Source organism: Streptomyces sp. NPDC002701, from assembly GCF_042889045.1.
Taxonomy (GTDB): domain Bacteria; phylum Actinomycetota; class Actinomycetes; order Streptomycetales; family Streptomycetaceae; genus Streptomyces.
In genome coordinates this window covers 325,138-344,010 of the sequence record NZ_JBIAQL010000006.1, presented here as the reverse complement: position 1 = coordinate 344,010, position 18,873 = coordinate 325,138, and the positions used below count along the sequence as shown (strand labels likewise).

Sequence of the window (18,873 nt, the reverse complement as noted above, 5' to 3'; positions counted from 1 at the left end):
GCATGCCCGTATTGGTTCGACGTGTGTCAACATAGACATATGTCGAACGCTAAGGTGCTGCCGCTGCTCGAGCCCACCGACGATCAGGGCGTGGCTCCCTGCTGTCCGCCGCTGACCGAACGCGCGATGACCGCCCTGGAGGCCGAGACCGCCGCGCTGATGTTCAAGGCTCTCGGCGACCCGGTCCGGCTCCGCCTGTTCTCCGCCGTGGCCTCGCACGAGGGCGGAGAGGCGTGCGTGTGCGACATCTCCGACGTCGGCGTCTCTCAGCCCACCGTCTCCCATCACCTGAAGAAGCTCAAAGAGGCCGGTCTCCTCACCTCCGAGCGGCGCGGCACCTGGGTCTACTACCGGGTCGAGCGATCCGTGCTGGCGGCGATGGGCAAACTGCTGGCCCTGCCGACCGCTGCCTGACCGGGCCAGGCCATGGCGTCACAGCAGGCGATGTCTGCCCGTTGAAGAACGGCGTCCCGTGCGTGCTCCGAGGGTTCCCCGGCCGGGCGGGGGCAGGTGGGCCGTTCGGGAGGTGCGGAGCACGACGGGCCGCAGCCCGCCGTAGCCGTACCCCGTGCCGAGGTCTTCTGAGAGAACTCAGCGTTCGGCGACCGCCGGCTCGAGCAGGGACAGGGTCCGGTTGTCGGCGTCCACGTCCGCGCGGACACCGAGGGGCAGTGGCAGGTTCGGCGAGGTGTGGCCGAAGTCGACCTGCGCGAGGACGGGGATGTCACGCTGTGCCAGGACGTCTAGTACGACGTCACGCAGAGCGACCTGGTCTGCGCCGTCCTCGTAGGGCGTGACCTCGGTCGGGATGCCGACCACCATGCCGGCGATCCGGTCCAGCACACCGGACAGCCGCAGGGCATGCAGGTCGTACCAGATCCGCGTGACGGGCCGCTGGAGCTCTTCCCAGAACAGGACGGCGCCGTCGAACCGTTCGGCGGGCAGGGCAAAGGGTGTCGCCTGCAACAGGACCAGGCGGTTCAGCAAACCGCCGACCAGTGGTCCCTGCGCGCGGCCCGGCCGCCAGGTCTCCCAGGTCCCGCCCGGCGGCAGCACGCCCGGCGCCTCGGCCTTGGTCAACACACGGGTGTAGAGGTCGACGAGTTCGGACCGACGGGCCTCGTCGCCCAACGTGTACCAGTCGCTGCCGAAACCGTGGGTGAGGATATCGGCGTGGAAGCCGACGAGGCCGGTCCTGCCGTACAACGCCATGTGCAGCAGCGAGATGTCGCTGTAGCCCAGGATCGGCTTCGGGTCGGCCCGGACCGCGTCCAGATCGATCAGATCGAGATAGCCGATGGTCGTCTGGCCACCGGTGTGCGCGACGACGGCCCGCACCTCCGGATCCCGGAGCAGCGCATTGAGTTCGGCGGCCTGCTCCGCCGGAGTGCCCGCCGCCCACCAACGTTTCCGCGCGGGGTCGACCATCGGGCTGACCCGCACGCGAAAACCCATCCGCTCCAGGATCGCCACACCGCGAGCCAGCAGCGGCTCCTCACCGGGCTCGAGCCGGCCCGAGGGCGCGGTCACGACCACGAGATCACCGGAACGCAGCGCGCGGGGACGACGGATCGTAGACATAGGGCCTCCTTGTTGATCGACAACCGCGGACAACCACCCCGGCCTGGCTGGTATTCCGCCTCCGCCACGCAGTCGGGCCAGGTCAGGGCCCGAAACCCAGGCAGGAGCTCACGTGTCCAACTCCGGCTCATGGCTCCGGCAGTCACCGCCCCCGCCCTGGAGCCGCCGTACGAGGCTGTCCCCCTGCGGGAGACCCTGGTGGAAGTGGTGTGTCAGAGGCATCCGCTAGCTTACGGATCATGGGAAATACAGGCGGATCGCTGGCGACCCGGTCCACGGGGGAACTGCACCAGCTCATGCGAGCAGCCGGGTTCACGGGCATCGACGAGACGGGGGCGTCGGCGGAGGGCTGGCAGGTGACGGACTTCGCCGACGCCGGACAGCACAGCTTGGCGCAGCTTGTCCGGGACACCGGCACACCGGCCATCATGGTGTCCTTCCACGACAGCGACGTGGGCTTTCTCGAGGCTGTCACGCCGGACGGCAGCAGCTGGGAGGGCCTGCTCCAACCGCGAGATGGCCGAGAGTTACGAGATACCTCTGGAGCACTTCCCCGTCGAGCCCGCTGTCGCCGGGGCACTTGCCCGGTCGGCCGCTGCCGGACTGACGCCCGACGAGGAAGCCGTGCGGCAGGCACTCACCGGCTCGGCTCTGTTCGCGGAAGAACTCTTCGCGGCCCTCTTGGTCGCTCTGGGCCTGCCCGGCGCAACGGAGCGGTGAGCCGCTGAACCGGGATGAGTGACGGCCGACGCCGCGCGCCGGCAGCTGAGGACCGGCGCTTCGCCCGAAGCCATCACCCGACGACGGCTCCTCGTCTCGTCCGAGTTCACACTCGGAGCACGCCGGCCGAATGATGCGGATGATGCGGCGTGCTGGACACCAAGCGGCGATCCGGTCATCGCCGTCGCGGATGTTCCGCTCGGTTCAGCGGGCGAACTGCTGGAATCCGACCACGCGCAGCAGTTCCAGCCGCTCTGCCGACTCACTGCCCGGACGGGCAGTGTAGACGATCAGTCGCTGGTCGTGCTCCGGGCTGAGCAGTACTTCGCAGTCCAGCTCCAGGAGCCCGACGACCGGATGCGCGAAGCGTTTGACGTCGGCGCGGCGTACAGCCACCTCGTGGGTCTGCCACAGCGCCGAGAATTCGTCGCTGCGGGCGCGCAACCTGCGGACGAGCGCCGTCAGCCGCGCGTCGTCCGGACGGCGTGCGAGCGTGGCCCGCAGGTCCGCCACCGCCGCCCGGGCGGCGCGGTCGTGGTCCTCGGCCGGGAAGAGCTCCCGCGCGGACGGGTCCGTGAAGTAGCGCCAGGCGATGTTGCGTTCGGCCTCGGGACGGGCGAACGCGTCGCCGTGCAGCGCCTTGTCCATCGCGTTCTGCGCCAGGACGTCGCCGCGGTCACTCACGACCTGGGCGGGGACGTCGGTGAGTCGGTCCAGGACGAGGAGGAGACCGGGGCGCACGTGCTCGGTGTCCGGCCGATCGCGCGGCGGCTCCTCGCCGGCCAGGTGGAAGAGGTGGTCCCGTTCGTCTCCGGTCAACCTCAGCGCGCGGGCGACGGCGGCGAGCATCTGGCGTGACGGGCGCGAGCCTCTGGCCTGTTCCAGCCGTGTGTAGTGGTCGGTGGACATGCCCGCCAACTGCGCCACCTCCTCGCGGCGCAGGCCCGGGGTGCGCCGCCGCGCGCCCTGCGACAGCCCCACGTCGGCGGGGGCGAGACGGGCACGGCAGCGGCGCAGGAAGTCGGCCAGCTCGTTTCTGTCCACACCTCCACCATGCGCCAGGACACCGTGCGTAGCCAGGGAGAGCCGGTCCCCGGACAGGGGCGTCTCTTCCGGCCGGTCCCGGACCGTCGCAGGCTGACAGCCGGACCGGCGGTGACCGCGCTGGGCGGCGAGGACGTTCTGCGGAAACCCGCACTGCGCACTCGCACCTGCGGGGCAACCCCGTCCGTATCGCGCGGGTTCACCGCCGGCGCGAACGACCCGCGTTCTCTGACGACGAAGGGCATGATTCGCATGCGCTACCGCACCCTCGGCCGGACCGGTATCAAGGTCAGCCCCTACGGGCTCGGCACATTGATGTTCGCCACGTCCGTCGGCAACCCCGATCCCGACGACTCGGCCCGCATCATCCACAAGGCGCTGGACGCCGGAGTCAACCTCCTCGACACCGTCGACGTCTACGGGGACTCCGAGGACGTCGTCGGCAAGGCACTCAAGGGGCGGCGGGACGAGGTCGTCCTCGCCACCAAGGTGGGCCGCCCGACGGGCGACCGGCCCAATCAGCAGGGCGCCTCACGGCGGCGGCTCGTGACCGCGGTCGAGAACTCGCTGCGTCGCCTGCAGACCGACTACATCGACCTGTACCAGATCCACCGCGTCGACCCCTCGACGGACGTGGAGGAGACCCTCTCCGCGCTCTCGGACCTCATCCGCAGCGGAAAGGTCCGCGCCATCGGATCGGCCAACACGCCGGTGTCCGACATCGTCGCGGCCCAGTGGGCCGCCGAACGGCGCGGTCTGGAGCGGTTCCACACCGAGCAGCCGGCGTACTCGCTGCTCAACCGCGGTATCGAACAGGAGGTGCTGCCGGTCGCGCAGCGCTACGGGATGGGCACACTGGTGTGGGGCCCGCTCGGACAGGGCCTCCTCACCGGGCGCGTCCGCAGGGGGCAGCAGAACGAACTCCGTCGCGCGGGCATGTTCCAGCACCTCAACGACGAGCGCCGGCTCGACGTCGTCGAGCAGTTCGTCTCACTGGCGCAAGAGGCGGGTCTGCCGCTCACCCATCTGGCCATGGCGTTCACGATCTCCCATCCTGGCGTGACCAGCGCGCTCGTCGGGCCACGCACGATGAGCCACCTCGACGACCTCCTCGCCGGCCTCGATGTCGTGCTGACCGACGACATCCTCGACCGAATCGACGCGATCGTCCCGCCCGGCACTGATGTCGGCACCCTCGACCAGGTCTATGTGCCACCGGCTCTCCAGGAGCCGAGCCTGCGCCGCCGCCCCTCCGGCGAGCGCTCCTGACCCGCGTACCCGGTTGAACCGACAGAAGCGCTCTAGTGGTTCAGTGCCCCGCGGACATGCCCCAGGTGGATGGCCAGACCATGGTCGGCACCGAGCCAGAGTTTGTCTCCCGGTTCCAGTTCGGCAAGGCGCGGAGTGCCGAACTGGATGTCGGTGTCCGTGCCGGGGTTCACCGTGAGCAACGCGCGTTCCAGCAGCCAGTGCGGTTCGGAGCCGGCCTTCTCCAGCCTCAGGTAGAGCGGTCGGCGTGCCAGGTCGGCCAGTGTCAGCCGGGGTGCGCGTGGGTCGTTCATCCAGCTGTGGTCTACGTCGGCTCCTTCTCCCAGGGTGAAGGTGAGCTGCGTACCGCGTGCGGGCTCGGCGCCGCTTTTCGCCAGCCTGAACTCTCGCCCTCCTAGCCCCAGGTGGATGCGTCCGGCCGTGTTCGCCGCTGCCTCGCCCGCCGTCAGGACCCGCACCCTGATCTGCGTGATCGGCGCGTCCAAGGGTGCTGACTGTTGTGCCGACCGCTTCCGGTCGTCGGTCGCGGACGCAGTGGTGGTCATCCAGTCTCCTTGGTGGTGCTCGTCTGGGAACGGTGAGGGCTGCGGACGACGCCTCACACTTCGGCGCCTGTGTATTTCCGGATTGCCAGGCCGGACGTTTCAACTCCGTTGACCCCACATGTGAGTTACTAAGTCATATAAGCGCGGCCAAAGCGCCAGTAGCGCGCGGGCGGACGGCAGCGACGCATGCGGCTCTGGAAGACCTCTGTTTCGTCGACGTCCTCGTCGACATCGACGACGCTCTGCGAGCGATCGCGCCCGGCCGGCTCGGGACCGCGACGGCGTCGATCGGCCGGCGGGCCGTGGTGCGCGGGTCGCCGTACGGGTCTCTTCGCTTCCCCGTCAGGCCCGCCGGGGCCGTCCTGTAACGCATTCGGCCTCCTGTTCCAAGTAGAAGTGACAGCAGGACGGACAACGGGAGGTTCACACCTTGGCATCCGACAGCAGAGGCCGGGGCGGTCCACCGGGAGAGATGTACGACCCGGCCGCCTTCGAGGTCTTCTATCGCCGCCATGTCGACACCGTCACCCGCTTCATGGCCAGACGGGTCACCGACCCGCACACCGTCGCCGACCTCACCGCCGAGACCTTCCTCGCGGTGATCGACTCCGCCCGCGCCTACCGCCCCGACCTCGGAAGCGAGACAGCCTGGCTGTACGGCATCGCACGCAACGTGGTGGCCACGGAAGCCCGTAGGAGCACGCGTCAGAACGTGCTCGGAGGCCGTATCGCCGGCCGCCGGCTGCTGGAAGGCGACGACATCGACCGGCTGGAGGAGAAGCTCGACGCCGAGGAGGCCGGGCGGCGCGCGCTGGCCGCCCTGGACAGGCTCCCCGACGGCGAGCGCGCGGTGATCGAACTCGTCGCCGTCGACCAGCTGAGCGTCACCGAGGCCGCCGTGGCGCTGGGCATACGCAAGGTCACCGCCCGGGTGCGGCTGCACCGGGCACGCAGGGCGCTGCGCTCAGCGGCGGCCGAAGTCGGCGAGCAGCAGACAGCACTCACGTACGCGAGGGGAGAGGCATGAACGCCAGGACGACGAAGACCTTCGAGGACCGGCTGCTGAACGAGCTCCAGCGGGAGTTCGCTCTCAGGGCCGAGGACCCGCCGGCTCCAAAGCCGGTGAGCCGCCGCACGATCACCACTCGCCGGACGCTGGTCGCCCTCGCGGCGTGTGTCGCCGTGGCGGGGGGCGTGGTGGCGCTGCCCGCGTCGACGGGAGGGGCGCGGGCGTACGCCGTCGAGCGGCACGAGGACGGCAGCGTCACGGTCAGCATGGAGGAGATCCTGCTGAGCGGGGAGGAGAAGGAGGAACTGACCGAGCGGCTGCGGGCCGAGGGCATCCACGTGAGCGTGGACAAGCCCAGGAGCGGCTATGTCTGCGCGGAACCTCGCGGTGAGATCTACCAGCTGCGCTGGATCCTGACGTCGTCGGGCGACCCCTCTGTGCGGCCCAAGTACGAGTACACGCTGCGCTCCGGTGACTCCCTTGTCTTCGAGGAGCCAGAAAAGGCAGGTCGGATCAGTCCCGCCGCAAGCGTGTACGCGGTCAAGGGGGAGGTAAAGCCTTGCGTCGAGGTGCCCTGGGACGGGGAACGGCAATTTGAGGAGTCCCTGGAAACGAAGTAGGGCCGGGTAGCCCGTACGCCGGCCGATGGGCCGGGAGACCGTGAGAGGGCGTCGATGGGCGGGAGCTGGAGCGGCCCGCGGCCCGCGACACGGATCGCACCTCGCGGCTCCCGGCTCCCGTCCTTGTGGCGGGCCGGGCGGTCCCGCTGATCCCGTTGATCGCGCTCATCCCGCACCGCAGCGAGTTCGGCCGGACGTCCCCGATCAACCCGGCACGTCAGATGTCGACAGTTGACTCGAGGGTGTCCAGCCAAACGTCGAAGACGAAACGTGTGTTGTTGGGGCCGCCCTCCAACCACCACGTGCTTACTGTGGCGATGTCGTCATTGATCTCTTCGATCGTGCACTGGGTGCTGGTCGGGCATGGGTAGGCCGAGGCCGAATGGAGGTCTCCACTGAAGTAGGCGGTTTTACCGACCAGTTGATGAGGGCGCTCATAGGCGTCGACAAACTCCACCAGGACCAGGCCCGGTTGCGGATCGTCGGTGAGCCAGTAGACAGCGGTGGCAGGCAGTTCGCACCCATCACCCTCGCCAAGACTTTTCCCCATGGCCGCATTTTACCGACCGGGGGTCCATAGGGCGACAGTTGTGACCCCGCCTGGGTCTCGGGGAGCGGTGCCGGAGGGGGTGGAGCCGTCTTTGTCAGCGGGCGGGTTCGATGTGGAGGACGGCGGCCGTGCCGAGGATCTCGACGACCTTCAGGCTCATGGCGTTGTTGATGGTCGCGGCGGGTCCCTCACCGCAGCTGAACCCGACGCCCCCGTTTCCGTCCGAGGACACGCCACCGCCACCGGAGCAGCCCGAGACGCTGTAGCCCGACCCCGTCAGCGGCGCGACCAACTTGACCTCGCCCTTGGTGATCGCCACCACTTCGATCGGCCCGAGGCCGTACTTTTCCGGCACTGTCACGATGTCCCCGACGGCGACCTTGATCTCACACGTCCCGTCGGCGCACGGCCCGGTCGGCGAGGGTGACGCCGTAGAAGGTTCCTTGGAAGGTGGACCGGCCTCCGACGCCGATGGCGCGGCGCCTGACTGTCCGGACCGCACCTCGGAGGGCGGCCCGTCCGAGGAATCCGAGGAACATGACGTGAGAGCGGCGAACACGAAGGCGGCCACGACGGCGACGGCAGCAGTGGATGGCGTTCTACGCATCATGACCGCCATTCAACCCCGTCACGACCGGGCAGCCTATGGGTTTGCCCAAGCCCGGCGAGGCCGGCTTCTGTTCTCTGGCTCCGGGAACCGTCCACGGTCAGCTGCGGCGCGCGGCCCAGACGACGCGTGCGGTGCGTACCGTCAGGTCGTCCCGGCGTGAGATGCCGTGCGGGCTGCTGGTGTCGAGGAGCTGGTCGAGCGCGGTGAGGTCCTCGGCGGAGAGCCGGTCCGCGACGACACTGCGGATGCGACGCAGGACGCCGGTGGCGTAGCGGCCGATCGCTTCGCTGCGCGAGCCTTCGAGGTGCACGGCGATGGTGCGTTCACCCTCGACGGTGAATCCGGCGGCGGTCAGCAACGGGCCCCAGTCGGCGCCGCGGTGGGGCATGTGTTCGGCTTGGCGGCGGTCGGCTGCGGCGTGGACACGCTCCTCCAGGCCGGGCCGGCCATCGGGGGCGTTCTCGGGCAGGAAGCGGGGGTGGCCGGCCAGTTCGACGACGGCGAACAGGCCGCCGGGCGCGAGCGTGTCGTGAACGGTGCGCAGCGCGCGGTCGGGGTGGGCCATGTGGTGCATGGAGGCCGATGCCCAGACCAGGTCCGGTGAGCCGAGGTCGGGCCAGGCGTCGTCGTCGAGGTCGGCCTGCAGGGTGCGTACGCGTTCCTCGATGCCGCGGGCGCACGCCTTGGCGCGCAGGCGCCGCAGATGTTCGGCGGAGGAGTCGACGGCCGTGACGTGCGCGTCGGGGAAGCGGTCGAGGAGAGCGAAGGTACCCGTGCCCGTACCGCAGCCCAGGTCCACGATGTGGTGCGGGGCGGTCCGCAGCGGCAGCCATGCGGTGATGGAAGCGGTGTGCTCTGCGAGGAGTTCGGCGTCCAGGTCGAGGATCTCCGCCTGGCCGTCCATGGCGTGATCGTGACTGTGCGGAGCGCCGTGGTGGGAGGCTTGGGTGTGTGCGTGGTTCATGGACCTCACCGTAGGACAGGTATGCGCCTAGGGCACGAAGCATCCCCGTTTACGCAAGATGATGGCCGGGGGCACTGCTCGACACGCAAGACACGCGGTCACGCAGGACGCCACTGCCGTGCTGGACGGCATCGTCGCGCAAGAGGTCACCGCCAAGGCATGCCGTCGCGCGGCCTCACTTCCCCTCGAGAGCACCCTGGCTGTCGTCACCGCTGTCGCCCTGGTGGCCGCGGCGGGCGTCGCGGTCGAAGATGCCCAGGATCTCGCAGGGCCCACCGTCGGCGCCGATCGCGTGCGGCATCATCGTGGGGAACTCAGCCGCCTGATGGGTCTCGAGGCGGAAGCGGCGGTGGCCGAGCATGAGAATCGCCGTGCCGGACAGGACGACGAGCCATTCGCGTCCCGGGTGGGCGCGCATGCGCGCCGGGTTCTCGGGGGGCGGTTCGGTCATGCGCTGGCGCACCACGCTCATCCCTGGGTCGGCCTTGATGGTCCAGCGCAGCCGGCCGTGGGTGCTGTCGATCGTGGGGCTGGTGACGACGTCGTCGGCGGCGGTCTCCACGAGCTGATCGAGCGTGGTGTCCAGGGCGCGGGCCAGCGTGACGAGCTGATCCAGTGCGAGGCGGCGCTGGCCGTTCTCGATGCGGCTCAGTGAGGACTGACTGAGGTGGGCGCGGGAGGCCAGCTCCTCCAGGGACCAGCCCTGCGCCACCCGCAAGGCGCGGATGCGTTTGCGTACGAGGCTGTCCAGATCTTCATCTTCTTGCGTCATGAGCAACAGCATATGTCTCCGCAGCATGGACGGCTTAACGTCGCTCGTCGAGACCCCGGCCGCCGCACGCTCCCGAAGACCTGGTGCGTGCCGCGGCCCGGCTTCCGCCCACCCGGCACACCCCTTGCGAGAGGAATCCATGAGTACGAACCAGCCTGTACCGACCACGCAGGCCAGCGTCCGGAGCATCCCCGACGCGCGTCAGCTGCGCACGATCCTGACCACCGTCTCCATCGCCCTGATGGCGGTCATCGCCTCCGTGACCGGGCTGAACGTTGCGCAGACGCATATGGCCGTGGAGTTCGACGCCTCTCAGAGCACGGTCCTGTGGATCATCAACATCTACACCCTCACCCTGGCAGCACTACTGCTGCCGCTCGGCGCCCTGGGCGACCGCCTGGGCCGCAAGCCCATGCTCGTCGCCGGACTGAGTGTCTTCGGTGTCGCCACCGTGGTCGCGGGCCTGGCCCCGACGACGGAGGTGATGCTCGTCGCCCGCGTGGCCGGCGGCGTCGGCGCCGCCATGATCATGCCGATCACGCTCGCCGTCATCACCTCCACCTTCCCCCAGGAGCAGCGCGGCAGGGCGATCGGCGTGTGGACCGGTGTCGCCGGAGGCGGCGGCATCCTGGGCATGTTCCTCTCCGCGCTCCTCGTCGACGTCGCCGACTGGCGCTGGCTGTTCGTCCTGCCCGCGGTCCTGGTCCTCGTGGCGCTCGCCATGACGCTCAAGTCGGTACCCGACTCCCGTGAGACCTCGGCCCACCGGTTCGACACCGTCGGCGCCCTTGTCTCCGCGCTCGCCGTGACCGGCCTCATCTTCGTCCTGCAGGAAGGCCCCGAACGCGGCTGGACCGCGCCCGGGACGCTGGTCGGCCTGACCGTCGGCGTCATCGCCGCCACCGGCTTCGTGGCCTGGGAGCTCCACCGCCGCGACGCCTCCCTGCTGGACGTGCGCCTGTTCCGGGAGCGCGGACTGTCGGGCGGCTCGATCACACTGCTGGTGGTCTTCGGTGTCCAGGCGGGCATCGGCGTGGTGCTCTTCCCTTTCTTCCAGGCGGTACTCGGCTGGTCGGGCCTGCTGTCCACGGTCGCGATGATGCCCATGGCCCTCGCGATGATGGCGGCCTCCGGTCTGGCTCCCAAGCTGGCCGTAGGGATCGGCGCCCGCTCGACCATGGCGGTGGGCATCGCACTGGCAGGCGTCGGCATGGCGCTCATGGCGCTGTTCGTCTCCGTCAGCGGTGGCTACCTGTCCGTCCTGCCCGGTCTGCTCGCCATGGGCGTCGGCATGGGCCTGTCGATGACTCCGTCCACGGAGGCCATCACCGCATCCCTGCCGCGCGAGAAGCAGGGTGTCGCCTCCGCCCTCAACGACGTCACCCGCGAATTCGGCACCGCGCTCGGCGTCGCCCTGCTCGGCGCACTCGTGTCCGCCGGCTACCGCAGCGCCATCGACGACCAGCTGGACGGCGTCCCCCACGGCGCCGCGGACACCGCCAGGGAAGGCGTCGCCAACGCTGTCGAGGTGGCGGGCAGCACCGGGCCCCATGCACCGGACGTGCTCCACGCGGCGCAGCAGTCCTTCGTCGACGGCTGGCAGCAGGCCATGTGGACAGGCGCCGCCATCATGGCTGCCCTGCTCCTCTACGTCACCCTCCGCGGCCCCGAGAACACACCTTCCGCGGTCGCCCGGACAGACACCACCGAGGCCGTCTCCGCCGACTGACGGAGCCAGCGGTTGCGAGTGCCGCAAACCTTATGGCACGCTGTTCTATAGAACGACGTTCTATAGATAGAGCCGCACCTCAGGAGGAGTCATGGAGTTCCGCAGGCGGATGGCTGATACGGGCAGCATCGTGGTCGAGGCGCGAGGCGGGCCCGACCAGGAGTGGACCGAATCGGCGGCGACCACGCTGGGTTACTCGTCGCCGTTCACGGACGCGTGGGAGGCGGGGCAAGCCGCCGAGCGGGGTGCGGAGGCCGGCTCGGTCGTGCTGCCGTTCCAACCCCTCTCGTTCCGCGACTTCATGATCTTCGAGCAGCACAACATCAACGCCGCGCGAGGGTGGGTACGCCGATTCCGCCCAGGGCTTGCACGGTTCGCGAAGGGTGTCGAGCTGGTCACCCGAAAGCCGTTCCCGGCCTTCCGGCCGAAGCCTCTGTGGTATCGCGTCCCGACCTACTACATGAGTAACGCCTCGACGTTCGTCCCGAGCGGCACCCCGGTGACCGCACCGCCCTACAGCACCGCCCTCGATTACGAGCTGGAGCTGGCCTTCGTGCTGAACGCCCCCCTCTACAACGCGACGCCGGAGGAGGCGGTCAAGGCCATCGGCGCGTTCGCGGTGCTCTGCGACTTCAGCGCGAGGGATGTGCAGATCCCCGAGATGAGCAGCAACTTCGGTCCGCAGAAGAGCAAGCACTTCCTGACGTCGCTCTCCAGTACCGCCGTCGAGGCCGCTGACGTGGTCGACCGGTGGTCCACGCTGCCTTCGCGCGTGACGCTGAACGGTGAGGTCATCGCGCGGCCGGACGCGAGTTCCGCGCGTTGGACCCTGGGTGAGATGCTCGCGCACTCGTCAGCCGGTGAACGGCTGTACCCGGGCGAGCTGTTCGCGACGGGCACGTATGTGAACGGATGCGGTATGGAGATCAACAAGTGGATCGCGCCCGGAGACTCCCTGCGCCTCGAGATCGAGGGTGTCGGCGTCATCGAGCACGACATCATCTGAGCGCACGAGCAACTGAAGACCTCAAGACCTGAGGACCTGAGGACCGCTGCAGCGGAACGACTCAGCACCTGCGGTTCTCGATGCCTGTGCGGGTCACTACGATCGAAGGAGCTCGTGATGCCCAGCCGAACCACCTCCACCGTCTCTTCGCCACCTCCCTCCGCCAAGGGTCCGCCCTCCACCTTTGAGCAGGCTTCTTTCGGCGCGGGCTCGATCGCCACCGGGATCTTCATCACGGTTCCCGGTCTGATGCTGCTCTACTACCTCACCGACACGCTGGGGGTGGCCGCAGGCGTGGCGGGGATCGTGGTGGTCGTGCCGCGCCTGCTCGACATCGTGACGAATCCGTTCGTCGGCCGGCTGTCCGACCGGACCCGGACCCGCTGGGGACCTCGGCGCCCATGGATGGCCTTGGGGGGACTTCTCTTTCCGACGGCGTTCGTGCTGTTGTTCCTCGCACCGGTGAAGGGCGACGCCGCCGCGCTCTGGGTCGGCATCACCTTCGCCCTGGGCGGCATGTGTTTCGCCGCGTACATCGTTCCGTGGTCCTCTCTTCCGGCGGAGGTGGGCGGCACGAGCCGCGCGCGTACGGGGATGATCTCGTGGCGCACGGCGTTCGTCGCGGTCGGGATCCTCATCTCCGGCGGCCTCGCCCCGGTACTGGTGGACGCCTTCGGTGAGGGAGTCGGCGGCTACCGCGCCATGGCCCTGTGCATGGCCGCGCTCATGACCGTCGCCGTCGTCGTCTCGGTGCGTTACGGGGCGAGGCGCTCGACGGCCGACACCGAGACCGTCAGGTCCGTCGGCCTGAAGGAACTGTTCGGCGTGCTGAAGGCCAGCCGTCCGTTGCGCACGACCCTCCTGCTCATCATGCTGTGCGAGACCGCCGCCGCCATCGGTCTGACCGCCGCGCCCTACATCGCCGACCACGTCGTCGGCTCGGAGGCGGCGGTGGCCGTCCTCTTCGTCTCGCTCGTGACCCCCTTGATGGCCACCATGCCCTGGTGGACACGCTTCGCGACCCGCCGGGGCAAGGTCACGGCACTCCGTGCCGCGGGGGCGCTCTTCGCCGTCGGCAGTCTCGGGCTCGTGCCCCTGTACTTCGTTGCCGAGGAGGCCCGGCTGCTCACCGCCGTCGTGGCGATGGTGGTCATGGGTGTCGGCTTCGCGGGCACGTCCATGCTTCCCCAGGCCATGCTGGCGGACGCGGTGGCCAATGAGTCCAGCCGCTCCGGGCGCCGTCAGGCCGGCCTGGTGACCGGCGCCGCGAACGCCGCGGAGACCATGGCCTCCAGCCTCGCGGCCGGTGTCTATGCCGCACTGCTCGGACTCTCCGGCTTCGTGTCGAGCGACAACGAGGACGAGATCGTGGCGCAGCCGGACATCGCGCTGTTCACCATCGTCGGGGCAGTCGGCGCACTGGCCGCTCTCGCCGTCATCCTGCTCTGGTTCACTCTGCGCCGGTACACGCACGAGGAGTCGCTCGCCGACCACGCGGCAGCCGGCCTGCCTCACGGGGATGTGACCAGGCATGCGTAGCGGGCCGTTATGCGGAGACGTGGGCAGGTGAGTGCCGGAGCGGCATCGGAATCCAGACACCGCACGGCCAGCGACCAGGTCCAGGCGGCTCTGCTGGAAGCCGCCCAGACCGTGCTCGACCGCGAAGGTCTCGCCAAGGTCACCGTTCGCGCGGTCGCCCGCGAAGCCGGCGTCGCCCCCATGGGCGTCTACAGCCGGTTCGGCAGCAAAGAGGATCTGCTGCTCGCCCTGGCGGTCCGGGCCCTCGACGACCTCTGGGCGGCGGTCGCGGTGGACCGGTCACTGGAGGCGGAGGAGCGCTTCCGCCAGGTGTGCCTCGCCTACCGGCGGTTCGCACTGGCACACCCACAGCGCTACGCGCTCATCTTCGGAGGCGGCGGACCGGTCGCCCAGACAGGTTCCGCAGCATCGGTGTACGGCCACGCGGCATTCGAGGTCCTGATCGAGCTCGTCGAGGATCTCGTCGATCGCGACGCACTCAAGAAGTTCACAAGCTCTGCGGAGGCCGCACAGCTGGTGTGGACCGCCGTGCACGGCGCGGTCCACCTGGAACTCGGAGGCATCGGGCAGGTCTCCGGCTCGCACGACATCTATGAGCGGCTTCTCGACCTCGTCATCCGCGGTCTGCGCCAGTAGGCGCCCGCCCTGCCCGGACGGCCTGCACCCGGAACCAGGAGTCATCCCGTGGTCCAGGACGACAAGGCCGTCCGGCTCCGGAGGTCCGAAGCCCGAACTCGCCCCCACCCTCGCTGATGTGCGGGGGGGGTCAACCCACCGACGCCGTCTGGAGATACGAGACATGCTCAACCTGGCTGTGCTCCTGGAAGACTCCGCCCGTCGACACCCCACACGGGAGGCCGTCGTCTGCGGCGACACCCGTCTCTCCTACGCCCAGGTCGACGCGACCGCGAATCAGGTCGCCAACCTCCTGGTGAGCCGAGGCATCAACCCCGGCGACAAGGTTGCTCTGAGCAGTCCGAACATCCCGTGGTTCCCCATCGTGTACTACGGAATCCTCAAAATGGGTGCCGTCGTCGTCCCTCTCAACGTGCTCCTGAAGCGTCGCGAGATCGCCTACGCCCTCCGTGACTGCGATGCCAAGGCGTATGTCTGTTTCGAGGGCACTTCCGAGTTGCCCATGGGGCTCGAAGGAGTTGCAGGCTTCGAGCAGGCACCGGAGTGCGAACACCTCTTCGTCATCGCGGAACCCACGTCGTCGTCCCCTCTGGAGGACGTCGAAACCCTCGGCGAGGCACTGACCGGCCGTCCCACCGTCTTCGACAGCCTGCCGACCGAGTCCACCGACACAGCGGTGGTCCTCTACACCTCCGGCACGACCGGGCAGCCCAAGGGGGCCGAACTCACCCACGCCAACCTGACGTTGAACGCGTTGACCACGCATCGTCTTCTCGCCTGCGGTGAAGGCACCGACATTCACCTGATCGTGCTGCCGCTGTTCCACTCCTTCGGACAGACACTTCAGATGCACACCGCGTTCTTCGGCGGCAACAGACTCGTCCTCATGCCTCGCTTCGAGCCCGCCGCCGCTCTTCGCACGATGCTTAAGGAGAAGGTCACCTACTTCGCCGGAGTGCCCACCATGTACCACGGGCTCCTTGCCGCTCTGCCCGGCGAGGCCGAGACCGAACAACTCGCGGCGAATCTGCGCATCGCGATCTCCGGTGGCGCGGCGATGCCTGTCGAACTCCTCGACCAGGTGCGGGAGAAGACCGGTGTCCGCGTCATGGAGGGCTATGGCCTCTCCGAAACCTCACCGGCGATCTGCTTCACGCCGTTCCACGGGGAACACCGGCCGGGCTCGATCGGCTCACCGATCTGGGGTGTCGAGCTGAAACTCATCGACTCCGACGGACATGAGATCGCCGACACCGCGGACAACCGGGACGCGATCGGCGAGATCGCGGTCAAGGGCCACCCGGTGATGAAGGGGTACCTGAACCGGCCCGAGGAGAGCGCCGCAGTGCTCAAGGACGGCTGGTTCCGGACCGGTGATCTCGCCCGCAAGGACGCCGACGGCTACTACTACATCGTCGGCCGGGCCAAGGAAATGATCATCAGGGGCGGTTACAACGTCTATCCGCGCGAACTCGAAGAGGTGCTGATGACGCACCCGGCCGTGTCGATGGTCGCGGTCGTCGGGGTCCCCGACGAGAGGCTAGGCGAGGAGATCAAGGCTTTCGTCCTCAAGACGCCCGGTGATCCGACCACGGAGGCGGAACTGGTCTCCTGGTCCAGGGAACAGTTCGCCGCGTACAAGTACCCCCGGACGGTCACCTTCGTCGACGGGTTCCCGATGACCGGGGCCGGGAAGATCCTCAAACGCGAGTTGTGAGAAGACCGCACGGTCTGCGCCGCCATTCGATCGTCTCCCCACTCAGCTCGAAGGAACTGCCATGCCCTCACTCGACCGCCAGGACGACGTCTTTGTCCTTGACCTCGGTGACGAAGAGAACCGCTTCCACCCCGACTGGATCACCGCTGTCGGCGTCGCGCTCAACGAGGTGGAGAAGACTCAGGGCCCCCGCGCCCTGATCACCACCGCCACCGGCAAGTTCTACTCGAACGGCCTCGACCTGGACTGGCTGTTCGACCACGTGGACCAGCAGCAGGACTACATCGCCTCCGTCCATGAACTGCTTGCGCGGATGGTGTCGCTGCCGGTCATCACGGTGGCCGTGTTGCAAGGGCACACCTTTGCCGCTGGAGCGATGTTCGCCCTGGCCCACGACTTCCGTGTCATGCGTGCCGACCGCGGCTACTGGTGCCTGCCCGAGGCGGACATCGACATCCCCTTCTCCTCCGGCATGGCCGCTCTCATACAGTCCAGGTTGGCGCCACAGACCGCACACGAGGCCATGCTCACCGCCCGCCGGTACGGCGGCATCGACGCCGCCGCCGTGGGCGTCGTCGACCGAGCCGTCCCCGAGGACACCCTGCGTTCCACCGCCGTCGAGATCGCCCAGGCACAGGCGGGCAAGGCCGGCGACACTCTCGGCACCATCAAGGGCCGTATGTACGCCCCGGTGCTGGCCGCCCTGCGCGACAGCCACCCGCTCGCCTGACCGACGACCGCCGCGTGACCCGGCACGCGGCGACGGTGCCGAACTCCCGTACCGCCGCGGGAGTAGCCTTCCCGGACGACTTCCGACGTGGGAACCGCCCCATGGGGACGATGCCTGGCTCCGTTCGCCGCCATAGCGTTGCTGGCACACGACGGGGCAGCCCTAAGGGCACCTCGAAGACCTTCATGAAGGAGTCACGATGAGCCGCCTTGCCCGTCCCAGCAGTGGTCGCATGATCGGCGGAGTGTGTGCCGCGCTGGCACAGCGTTTCCACACCTCCACGACGACGATGCGGGGGATCTTCCTGGCTTCCTGCCTGCTGCCCGGCCCTCAGTTCCTGCTGTACATCGCGCTGTGGCTGCTGCTGCCGTCGGAGTCCAAGGTGGCCCGCGGTGGCCTGGTGACAGGCACCTGATCCGGCCTCCCGCAGCGGGTACCGATCGGTGGGGCGCGCATCTCCGAAAGGGTGCGCGCCCCACCGGCATGTCGCCTGAAGCCGTGCGCTACTGACACAGTTTCCTGCGCGACTGACAAAGCCTGAAAGCCCACGATGACCCTAAGGTCCATGGGCGTGGCCAGGGAACGGTCAGCGCCTAGTACGTCCCGGGGGCAGTGGGTTGATGTCCGAGCAACGCGAGCGCATCGAACACGCCCCTGCGTCGGTACGCGGGCACGGCGTGGTCCCTGCCGCCGGTCCCGCCACGCTCAGCCTGGAGCGCCAAGCCCTGCTGGTCGTCGTGGTGTTGCGGCTGTCCGGTGCGGCGGTGGCCACCGTGGTCGCACTGCTCGGGCTGGCGTCGTCCGCGAACCCCGCCCGGGTGCTGCTCTGCGTGGCCGGCCTGCTGGTCTGGGCGGGCTCGTTCGGCGTCCTCCTGCTCCGCGGGGGCCCCACCTTCTGGCTCGGCGTGACAGATGTCGCCGTCTGCGCTGCGCTCTGCCTGCTCCACGGCGAGCTGGTGCCCGCCCCGGTGCTGACGGCGAGCGCCGGCACCGGCTGGATCGACCTCGTGGCCGGCGTCACCGTGCTCAGCGCGCCGTTCTTCCTGCGCCGGGCCCACGGGCTCCTGGCGACCGTCGTCATCACCGCCGCCTACATGCTCGGCGCCCCGGGCCTGCGGGAGGCGCCCGTCGTGCTCGTGCTCCAAGGCATTCTCAGCGCCGGGCTGTTCGTGCTGCTGCGCCGCGCCGCCTCCTCTGCGGACGCCGCGCTGGCGGCCAAGGCCGTGGCGCAGGCGAACGAGCTGGCCAGGGCGGCGGCCCGCGCGGATGAGCGCGACCACCAGCGGCGACTGCACGACACCGTGCTCGCCACCCTCACCATGGTGAGCACCGGCGCGATCACCGAACGTACCGAGTCCCTGCGTCGCCGCGCCGTGGCCGACCTCCGCGTGATCCACGATCTGGCCGACGCGGACGGCCCGAACACCGTCCCCGCTCCCCCGGTTCCGCTGGACGTGGCCCTGCGCGCCGCGGCTTCGAGACCGCGGCCGGGACTGCCCGCGCTGACCGTGCGGTTCGAACTCGTACGGGTGTTGCTGCCCCAGCCGGTCGTGACCGCACTCGCCGACGCCGTCGCGGAGGCCCTGACGAACGTCGTACGGCACGCCGGCACGACGACGGCCCAGGTACGCGCGGAGGCGGTCGGCGCCGGTGTCGTCGTCGACGTGCTCGACCGGGGACGCGGCTTCGACCCCGCGGCCGTGCCCTTGCACCGCAGAGGGCTGAGGGAGTCGACCGTGGGCCGGATGGCGGCGGTGGGCGGCAGCGCGCGGATCGAGACGCGGCCCGGCGCCGGGGTCCGCGTCACGCTGCGGTGGCCCCGTGAGGAATGA

20 protein-coding genes are annotated in these 18,873 nt (G+C 69.2%); 13 read left to right on the top strand and 7 right to left on the bottom strand.

Annotated elements, in window-relative coordinates; all coding sequences use genetic code 11:
- Window positions 1–39: 39 nt before the first annotated feature.
- Window positions 40–414: an ArsR/SmtB family transcription factor gene (locus ACFYXC_RS20105; RefSeq protein WP_388909818.1), complete on the top strand. Its 375-nt coding sequence runs from the start codon at window positions 40–42 to the stop codon at window positions 412–414.
- A gap of 177 nt (window positions 415–591) precedes the next feature.
- Here the strand turns inward: ACFYXC_RS20105 and ACFYXC_RS20100 are convergent, their stop codons facing one another.
- Window positions 592–1,581 (bottom strand): LD-carboxypeptidase, encoded by a 990-nt coding sequence (locus ACFYXC_RS20100; protein ID WP_388909815.1) that lies wholly within the window; start codon window positions 1,579–1,581, stop codon window positions 592–594.
- Window positions 1,582–2,097: 516 nt separating this feature from the next.
- On the opposite strand from ACFYXC_RS20100, the gene ACFYXC_RS20095 reads away from it, so the two are divergent.
- Window positions 2,098–2,301: a hypothetical protein gene (locus ACFYXC_RS20095; RefSeq protein WP_389553338.1), complete on the top strand. Its 204-nt coding sequence runs from the start codon at window positions 2,098–2,100 to the stop codon at window positions 2,299–2,301.
- Window positions 2,302–2,505: 204 nt separating this feature from the next.
- Here the strand turns inward: ACFYXC_RS20095 and ACFYXC_RS20090 are convergent, their stop codons facing one another.
- The gene (locus ACFYXC_RS20090; RefSeq protein WP_389553337.1) at window positions 2,506–3,345 is read right to left on the bottom strand and encodes a helix-turn-helix transcriptional regulator; all 840 of its coding nucleotides are present in this window, start codon (window positions 3,343–3,345) and stop codon (window positions 2,506–2,508) included.
- A gap of 252 nt (window positions 3,346–3,597) precedes the next feature.
- Between ACFYXC_RS20090 and ACFYXC_RS20085 the strand changes: the two genes are divergently transcribed.
- Entirely contained in the window at window positions 3,598–4,614 is a 1,017-nt protein-coding gene (locus ACFYXC_RS20085) for an aldo/keto reductase (RefSeq protein ID WP_389553494.1), read from the top strand.
- Window positions 4,615–4,646: 32 nt separating this feature from the next.
- Here the strand turns inward: ACFYXC_RS20085 and ACFYXC_RS20080 are convergent, their stop codons facing one another.
- The gene (locus tag ACFYXC_RS20080) at window positions 4,647–5,159 is read right to left on the bottom strand and encodes a hypothetical protein (protein ID WP_389553335.1); all 513 of its coding nucleotides are present in this window, start codon (window positions 5,157–5,159) and stop codon (window positions 4,647–4,649) included.
- Between the two features lie 472 nt (window positions 5,160–5,631).
- On the opposite strand from ACFYXC_RS20080, the gene ACFYXC_RS20075 reads away from it, so the two are divergent.
- Window positions 5,632–6,186, top strand: a complete 555-nt coding sequence (locus ACFYXC_RS20075) for an RNA polymerase sigma factor (RefSeq protein WP_389553492.1) — start codon at window positions 5,632–5,634, stop codon at window positions 6,184–6,186.
- On the top strand, window positions 6,183–6,788 hold the full coding sequence (locus ACFYXC_RS20070; RefSeq protein ID WP_389553333.1) for a hypothetical protein: 606 nt from the start codon (window positions 6,183–6,185) through the stop codon (window positions 6,786–6,788). The genes ACFYXC_RS20075 and ACFYXC_RS20070 overlap by 4 nt, the downstream gene beginning before the upstream one ends.
- A 217-nt stretch (window positions 6,789–7,005) precedes the next feature.
- Here the strand turns inward: ACFYXC_RS20070 and ACFYXC_RS20065 are convergent, their stop codons facing one another.
- The 4 genes from ACFYXC_RS20065 to ACFYXC_RS20050 form a co-directional block, all read right to left on the bottom strand.
- A complete protein-coding gene (locus ACFYXC_RS20065; RefSeq protein WP_389553331.1) occupies window positions 7,006–7,338 on the bottom strand; it encodes a hypothetical protein in 333 nt (110 codons plus the stop codon).
- A 94-nt stretch (window positions 7,339–7,432) separates the two neighbouring features.
- Entirely contained in the window at window positions 7,433–7,699 is a 267-nt protein-coding gene (locus ACFYXC_RS20060) for a hypothetical protein (protein ID WP_389553329.1), read from the bottom strand.
- A gap of 346 nt (window positions 7,700–8,045) precedes the next feature.
- Window positions 8,046–8,912 (bottom strand): class I SAM-dependent methyltransferase, encoded by an 867-nt coding sequence (locus ACFYXC_RS20055; protein WP_389553327.1) that lies wholly within the window; start codon window positions 8,910–8,912, stop codon window positions 8,046–8,048.
- A gap of 175 nt (window positions 8,913–9,087) precedes the next feature.
- The gene (locus tag ACFYXC_RS20050) at window positions 9,088–9,684 is read right to left on the bottom strand and encodes a helix-turn-helix domain-containing protein (RefSeq protein WP_388909788.1); all 597 of its coding nucleotides are present in this window, start codon (window positions 9,682–9,684) and stop codon (window positions 9,088–9,090) included.
- A gap of 139 nt (window positions 9,685–9,823) precedes the next feature.
- Here ACFYXC_RS20050 and ACFYXC_RS20045 point away from each other — a divergent pair, with 139 nt between their 5' ends.
- The 8 genes from ACFYXC_RS20045 to ACFYXC_RS20010 all read left to right on the top strand — a co-directional run bounded on the left by ACFYXC_RS20045 (window position 9,824) and on the right by ACFYXC_RS20010 (window position 18,873).
- The gene (locus ACFYXC_RS20045) at window positions 9,824–11,413 is read left to right on the top strand and encodes an MFS transporter (protein ID WP_389553325.1); all 1,590 of its coding nucleotides are present in this window, start codon (window positions 9,824–9,826) and stop codon (window positions 11,411–11,413) included.
- A 91-nt stretch (window positions 11,414–11,504) separates the two neighbouring features.
- The gene (locus tag ACFYXC_RS20040; RefSeq protein ID WP_389553323.1) at window positions 11,505–12,419 is read left to right on the top strand and encodes a fumarylacetoacetate hydrolase family protein; all 915 of its coding nucleotides are present in this window, start codon (window positions 11,505–11,507) and stop codon (window positions 12,417–12,419) included.
- 117 nt (window positions 12,420–12,536) lie between these two features.
- Window positions 12,537–13,958 (top strand): MFS transporter, encoded by a 1,422-nt coding sequence (locus tag ACFYXC_RS20035; protein WP_389553321.1) that lies wholly within the window; start codon window positions 12,537–12,539, stop codon window positions 13,956–13,958.
- A 27-nt stretch (window positions 13,959–13,985) separates the two neighbouring features.
- A complete protein-coding gene (locus tag ACFYXC_RS20030) occupies window positions 13,986–14,594 on the top strand; it encodes a TetR/AcrR family transcriptional regulator (RefSeq protein ID WP_389553319.1) in 609 nt (202 codons plus the stop codon).
- A gap of 163 nt (window positions 14,595–14,757) precedes the next feature.
- On the top strand, window positions 14,758–16,311 hold the full coding sequence (locus ACFYXC_RS20025) for a long-chain fatty acid--CoA ligase (protein ID WP_389553317.1): 1,554 nt from the start codon (window positions 14,758–14,760) through the stop codon (window positions 16,309–16,311).
- 61 nt (window positions 16,312–16,372) lie between these two features.
- A complete protein-coding gene (locus tag ACFYXC_RS20020; protein ID WP_389553315.1) occupies window positions 16,373–17,041 on the top strand; it encodes an enoyl-CoA hydratase-related protein in 669 nt (222 codons plus the stop codon).
- Between the two features lie 199 nt (window positions 17,042–17,240).
- Window positions 17,241–17,456, top strand: a complete 216-nt coding sequence (locus ACFYXC_RS20015) for a PspC domain-containing protein (RefSeq protein WP_389553313.1) — start codon at window positions 17,241–17,243, stop codon at window positions 17,454–17,456.
- A gap of 205 nt (window positions 17,457–17,661) precedes the next feature.
- Entirely contained in the window at window positions 17,662–18,873 is a 1,212-nt protein-coding gene (locus tag ACFYXC_RS20010; RefSeq protein ID WP_389553311.1) for a sensor histidine kinase, read from the top strand.